Source organism: bacterium, assembly GCA_035295165.1.
Classification (GTDB): Bacteria; Sysuimicrobiota; Sysuimicrobiia; order Sysuimicrobiales; family Segetimicrobiaceae; genus JAJPIA01.
In genome coordinates this window covers 1-5,992 of sequence record DATGJN010000018.1, presented here as the reverse complement: position 1 = coordinate 5,992, position 5,992 = coordinate 1, and the positions used below count along the sequence as shown (strand labels likewise).

Annotated in this window: 4 protein-coding genes; all 4 read right to left on the bottom strand. The window is 68.6% G+C overall.

Translation table 11 applies throughout. The features are described from left to right. Positions 1-1,161, bottom strand: a 1,161-nt coding sequence (locus VKZ50_02745) for an MBL fold metallo-hydrolase (protein ID HLJ58629.1), incomplete at its 3' end; no start/stop codon positions are given. Between the two features lie 65 nt (positions 1,162-1,226). After that, the gene (locus VKZ50_02740) at positions 1,227-3,950 is read right to left on the bottom strand and encodes a GNAT family N-acetyltransferase (GenBank protein HLJ58628.1); all 2,724 of its coding nucleotides are present in this window, start codon (positions 3,948-3,950) and stop codon (positions 1,227-1,229) included. A 38-nt stretch (positions 3,951-3,988) separates the two neighbouring features. Further along, positions 3,989-4,693, bottom strand: a complete 705-nt coding sequence (locus VKZ50_02735) for a response regulator transcription factor (protein ID HLJ58627.1) — start codon at positions 4,691-4,693, stop codon at positions 3,989-3,991. A gap of 201 nt (positions 4,694-4,894) precedes the next feature. After that, positions 4,895-5,992: ABC transporter substrate-binding protein (locus VKZ50_02730; protein HLJ58626.1), on the bottom strand; the 1,098-nt coding region annotated here is incomplete at its 5' end.

The window sequence follows — 5,992 nt, the reverse complement described above, 5'->3', positions numbered from 1 at the left end:
CACCGCGTGGGGTTGTCCAAACACGTTCACCGGAGAGATACCGGCCGCGAGGCGCGCGCCCAGCGTGTGTGGCGCTTGAAACGACACGATCAGGAGCGTCGACCGCGCGTCTCCGAGGTGGTGGCGCAGGTGGTGCAGGATGCGCCCGGATTCGCACATGCCCGATGTGGCGATCACAACGAACGGCTCGCTGATCTCGTTGAGCGCCTTGGAGTCCGTAGCCGAACGCACGTATCGGAGGCCCCGGAAGCCGAACGGGTCCTCGTGTGCTAGCATGGCGCGGATGGTATCGCCGAAACACTCCGGGTGCCGGCGGAAGATCTCCGTCGCGTCCGTGGCCATCGGGCTGTCCACGAACACCGGCACGGCAGGGACCTGACCGGCTTGGCGCAGCCGATGCAGCGCGTACGCCAGGTCCTGGGTCCGTTCCAACGCAAACGAGGGGACCAGCACCTTCCCTCCGCGGGCGACCGTCTCCCGCACCGTCTCACCGAGCCGCGCCTCGCCCGAGGCGAGGGACTCGTGCGTCCGTCCTCCGTATGTGGATTCCATCACCAGAACGTCGGCGGCCGGCGGGGTCTCTGGGTCCCGGAGCAGGAGGGGACCGGGACGCCCGAGGTCTCCCGTAAAGACGAGCGTGCGCCCATCGGCCTCGATGACGGTGATCGCCGATCCCAGGATGTGGCCGGCATCGAGCAAAGTGATCCTGGCGTCACCGATCGCAAAGGCCCGTCCGTAGGCGACGCCGGCGAGCGCCCGCACCGTCTGGTCGACGTCGTCCTCGGTGTACAGGGGGACCGCGGTGGGCGGTCCGTGCCGCACCGTGTTGACGAACGCCGCGTCCTGCAGTTGCACTTTGGCGCTGTCACGGAGGACCAGCGCCGCCAGTTCCCGCGTGGCGTCCGTGCAGTAGATCGGGCCGCGGAACCCGCGGGTGACGAGCGTCGGCAGATTCCCGCAGTGGTCGAGGTGCGCGTGCGACAGCACGACCGCGTCGATGCCCGTGGCGTCAACGGGAAGACCCCGGTTGATACGATCTGCGTCCTCGCGGTGACCTTGAAACAATCCGCAGTCCAGAAGCAGGCGCACGCCGCCGGCTTCGACCAGGTGCATCGAGCCGGTGACCGTGCGGACCGCGCCCAGGAACGTGATGCGGAACATCCCACGGGCCTCCCTGCGAGCGACGCTGCCCCGGTTCGGCGCTGCGGCCTGCCGTGCGGAAGGCCTTAGGCGCGGCGCTTGAGGTGCGACGGTGGTTCCACGTTCGTCACCCGGATGCGGGCATCCACGACCGACGCGCCGTGCGGTTGGGCGATGATCGGGTTGCAGTCGAGCTCCGCGACCTGGGGGAGATCCTCGGCGAGGGCGCCGACACGAACCAGCACGTCGGTCAACGCGGCCACGTCGGTCGCGGGGCGGCCGCGGTACCCAGTCAGGAGGGGATAGGTCTTGAGACTTCGGATCATCTGGTCGGCGTCCTCGCGGGTGAGCGGCGTGAGCCGGATGGCGACGTCGTGAATCAGCTCGACCGCGGTGCCGCCGGCGCCGCACGCGACCACCGGTCCGAACTGCGCGTCCTGGACGACCCCCACGATCATTTCCGGTCCGGGGTCGGCCATGGCCTGGACAAGGTACCCCGACGGCGGATGACCGGAGGCGGCGAGCGCGTCCTGCATCGCCTGCGCCGCGTCCTGCACGGCTTGCGCGCCCCGGAGATGCAGGTGCACACCGCCCAGGTCCGTCTTATGCAGGATGTCGGCGCTGACCGCCTTCAGCGCGATCTCTCCCCCGATCGTTTCGGCGGCGAGGCCCGCGTCTTCGGGCGTGGCGACGATGCGCTGCGGCGCTACGGGAACGCCGTAGCACGTGAGCACCTCGTATGTCTCCTCGGGAGTCAGCCAGCCGCCACCGCGACGCAGCGCGCCCGCCACGACCGCGGCCGCCTGCTCGCGCTGCACATCCTCGAGCTGCGGCACGGGGGCAAGCGGTCGAGCCCGCCACTCTCCGTATCGGGCCGCCCGCGCGAACGCGATCGCCGCCGACTCCGGGAACGCGAACGAAGGAATGCGGACGTCGGCCGCGGTCAGCGCATCCGGCACCCCGCGGGCCGACATGAAGACGGTGCCGATCGGTTTCCGGCTCGTGAGCCCGCGCGCGGCCTCGATGATCGCGCGGGCGACATCCTCTGCCTGGGTGACGAGCGGTGGGACGAAGATGACCACGACCGCGTCGATCCCCGGGTCGTCCGTCACCGCGCGGATCGACTCCCGGTACGCGTCGGCCGGCGCCGATGCGATCATGTCGACCGGGTTGTGAACGCTCGCCTCCGGCGGGAGGAACGCCCGCAGCCGGGCCTGCGTCTCGGGCGCAAGCTCGGGCACCTGCAGCCCTTCGGCTTCGCAGGCGTCCGCGCACAAGATGCCGGGTCCGCCGCCGTTCGTGATGATCGCGATGCGGCGGCCGGTCGGTGCCGGCTGATTCGCCAGGAGCGCCGCCACATCGAACAATTCCTCGAGCGTGTCGGTTCGGACCACCCCGGCCTGCCGGAACAGCGCGTCCACGGTGACGTCGGACGCGGCGAGGAGCGCGCCGGTGTGCGATGACGTGGCCCGCGCGCCCGCGGGCGACCGGCCGCTCTTCACCGCGACGATGGGCTTCGTCCGGGCCACGCGGCGCGCGATCTGCGAAAACCGCCGCGGGTTGCCGAACGACTCCAGGTAGAAGAGGATGACGTCGGTGTTCGGGTCGGATTCCCAGTAGTTGAGTAGATCGTTGCCGGAGATATCCGCCTTATTCCCGATCGAGACGAAGGTGGACAACCCCAGCCCGAGCCGGTTCGCGTACTCGATGATCGCCAGGCCCAACCCTCCGCTCTGTGAGGAGAATCCCACGCGACCTGTCGGCGGAATACGGGGCGCAAACGTCGCGTTCAGGCGGACCGCCGGATCGGTGTTGATGACCCCCATGCAGTTGGGGCCGATGAGCCGCATCCCGGTCTCACGGCAGACCCGGAGCAGTTCTGCCTGTCGCGCCTGGCCTTCGCCGCCAATCTCACCGAATCCGGCGGAGATGACCACGAGGGCACGGACCCCCTTGCGCCCGCAGGCGGCGGCAACGTCGATCACCTCCGCCGCGGGGACCGCGATGACCGCGAGGTCGACCGATCCCGGGACGTCCTCGATGGTGCGGAACGCCGGGACGTCCTGCACCGTCGCGGCCGACGGGTTGATCGGGTACACCGGCACGTGGAGCCCATAGCTCGCGATGTTGTGAAAGATCTCGCCGCCGATCGTCCCCCGGCGGCGAGACGCGCCGATCACTGCGACCGCTCTCGGGGCAAAGAAGGCCCGCAGCGCGTTCTCCGCCGCGATTTGATCCCGACGGTAGAAGTGATCGAGCGCTTCCTGCGTCATCGCGGTGGGGAACGTGACGGTGAGTTCGGAGCCGGTGAACCGGACGTTGATGGGGAAGCCGGCTTCGCGGAACACCGCGATCATCTGGGTGTTGTCGGGGAGGACGAGCGCCTCGAAGACGCGGATGCCGTGCGCCGCCGCGATCTCGCACAGGTGTCCGAGGAGGATCGTGCCGAGGCCGCGCCCCTGGTAGTCCTCCGCGACGGCGAACGATGCCTCCGCCGTGTTACCGCGCGGGGAATTGTACGCGGCGTGACCGACGATGCGTTCGTCCGTGCCCGCCACGGCGATCAACCCGAAGTGCCGATCGTAGTCGACGTCCACCGCCCGACGAGCGTACGCGATGACCGCATCGTCGGAGGTCGCGCCGAAGAACCGGAGCGCCCGCGAGTCTGCCGACAGTCGCAGAAGGAACGTTCCGAGATGAGTCTCGTCATCGGACCGGATCGGGCGGATGCGGATCGCCGTGCCGTCGCGGAGCACCGCGTCGGCCTCCCGGTCGGACGGGTACGCGGTCCGTAGCGTGTCGTTCGTCACGTTGTCCCTCGATGCGGCGCCCGCCGGCGCCGATGCCGTTACGGTTCGATCAGGCCCTTGCGGATGGCGTACCGGACGAGCTGGGTTCGATCGTGGAGCTCGAGCTTCTCCATGATGTGGGCGCGATGGGTCTGGACCGTCTTGACGCTGATGAACAGGCGCTGCGCAATTTCCTGGTTGGACGCGCCTTCGGCGACGAGCGTCAGGATCTCCTTCTCCCGCTCGGTGAGCCCGTCGTACGCCTCGCGTCCCTCACCGGCCTCCAGGCGCTTGAGGTAGTCCTCGACGACCGCCTTGGCGACGGAGGGATACAGGAACGCTTCGCCGCGTCGAGCCGCCCGGATCGCCTGCACCAGATCCGTGGCCGCGGCCCGCTTGAGAACGTAGCCGGACGCGCCCGCCTTTAGGAGCTGGAAGACGTACGCGTCGTCATCGTGCATCGTGAGGGTGAGGGTGTGGGTATCTGGCAGGGCAGCTTTGATCTGCCGCGTCGCCTCGACGCCGTTGAGTCGGGGCATGCTAATGTCCAACACGACCACGTCCGGCTTCAGCCGGCGGGCCAGGTCGACCGCCTCGACGCCGTCCTCGGCCTCGCCGACGACCTCGATGTCGGGTTCGGTCGTCAGGATCATCTTGATGCCCTCGCGGACGATCGCATGGTCGTCCGCGAGCAGCACGCGGATCTTGGCGGCAGGAGCGGCCGGTGCATCCGTCACGGAGTGTGTATTTTCGGGGTTGCTCATGTGGCTCCCTGCGCTCCTCTTCGCGTCGCGGGTTCGCCTGTGAACGTTCGTGCGGCGCGTCACGAAGGGTATCAAACTGTCCGGCGGGGCCCCATCGGGTCGAGACCTGATTTGGCGCGGCCTCTGGGGCGGCCGGGGGGCCCCGGGCCAGACCTCCGGCGGCCGGCGGATTGCAGCATCCGATCGCCGTGTGCGGCCCGGCTATTCTTTCCGCATCGAGTAGAAATCAAATCCGACGTTCGCGAGCGGCGGCAGCACCGCGTTGTAGTACCATCCTCGCACCCAGGAGCGCATCACAACGAAGGCCGTCGGCTGGGCTTCGAAGATCGCCGGGGCGTCCTCATAGGCCATGCGCGTCAGCCGCCGATAGACGTCGGCGCGCCGGGCGGGATCGGTCGTGGCGATCCCCTCCTGGACGAGCTGATCGAGACGGGGATCGGCAAAGCCGTTCCGCCTCGGGTAGGCGCCGTTGCTGGCCAGGAACGGCTGCGCAAAGTCGTCCGGGTCGGGATAGTCGGCAGACCACGCGGTCGCGTACATCGTGCTCTTGTGCTGGGCGGCCAACTGCAGAAACGTGGACCATTGCACGCTGCGAATCGCCACGTGGAACTTGGGGTTCATCGACTCGATGACGTCCTTGACGATCTGCGCCGCGATCTGCCTCGACGCGTTGCCGGTGTTGAACAGCTCCGTGAACGTGAACCCCGTGTCCCAGAGTCTGCCGCCCCACGCCGCGTGGAACTCCGCCGCCGCTTTCTGCTTGTCGAACGTGTACGTCGGCAGCGTCGGGTCGTGGCCGAGCAGCCCCTGGATGATCGGGCCGTTCGGTTGCAGCGCCTTGCCGCGATAGGCGTCCCGGATGAACGTGCCGTAGTCGAACGCGTACGCGAACGCACGCCGGACGTGCACATCCGAGAAGAAGTCGGGCGGGATGCCGTTGCCGTCGAGCTTGCCGCTCCCGACGTCGGGGTTCCCGGTCGCGTCGATCTTCTGGTTGAAGTGGAACGCTTGGAGCAAGAGGGTGGGGAAGCCGTCCTGGACCGTGACGCCGGCCAGCCCCGCGACCTGTGTCTGGTCCGGCCGGTCCACCGCGATGACGTCTGCGTCGCCCTGCTGCAACGCCAGGCGCCGCGTTGCGAACTCCGTGACGGTCCGGATCACGACGCGCGCGAGCGGGGCGGGGGCGCGCCAGTAGTGCTCGTTGCGGACCAGGATCAACTCCTTGGTCTGCCGGTCCCAGGTCTGCAGCGAGAAGGGCCCCGTGCCGTTCGTATGATCGAACTCGTAGCGGTCCTGCAG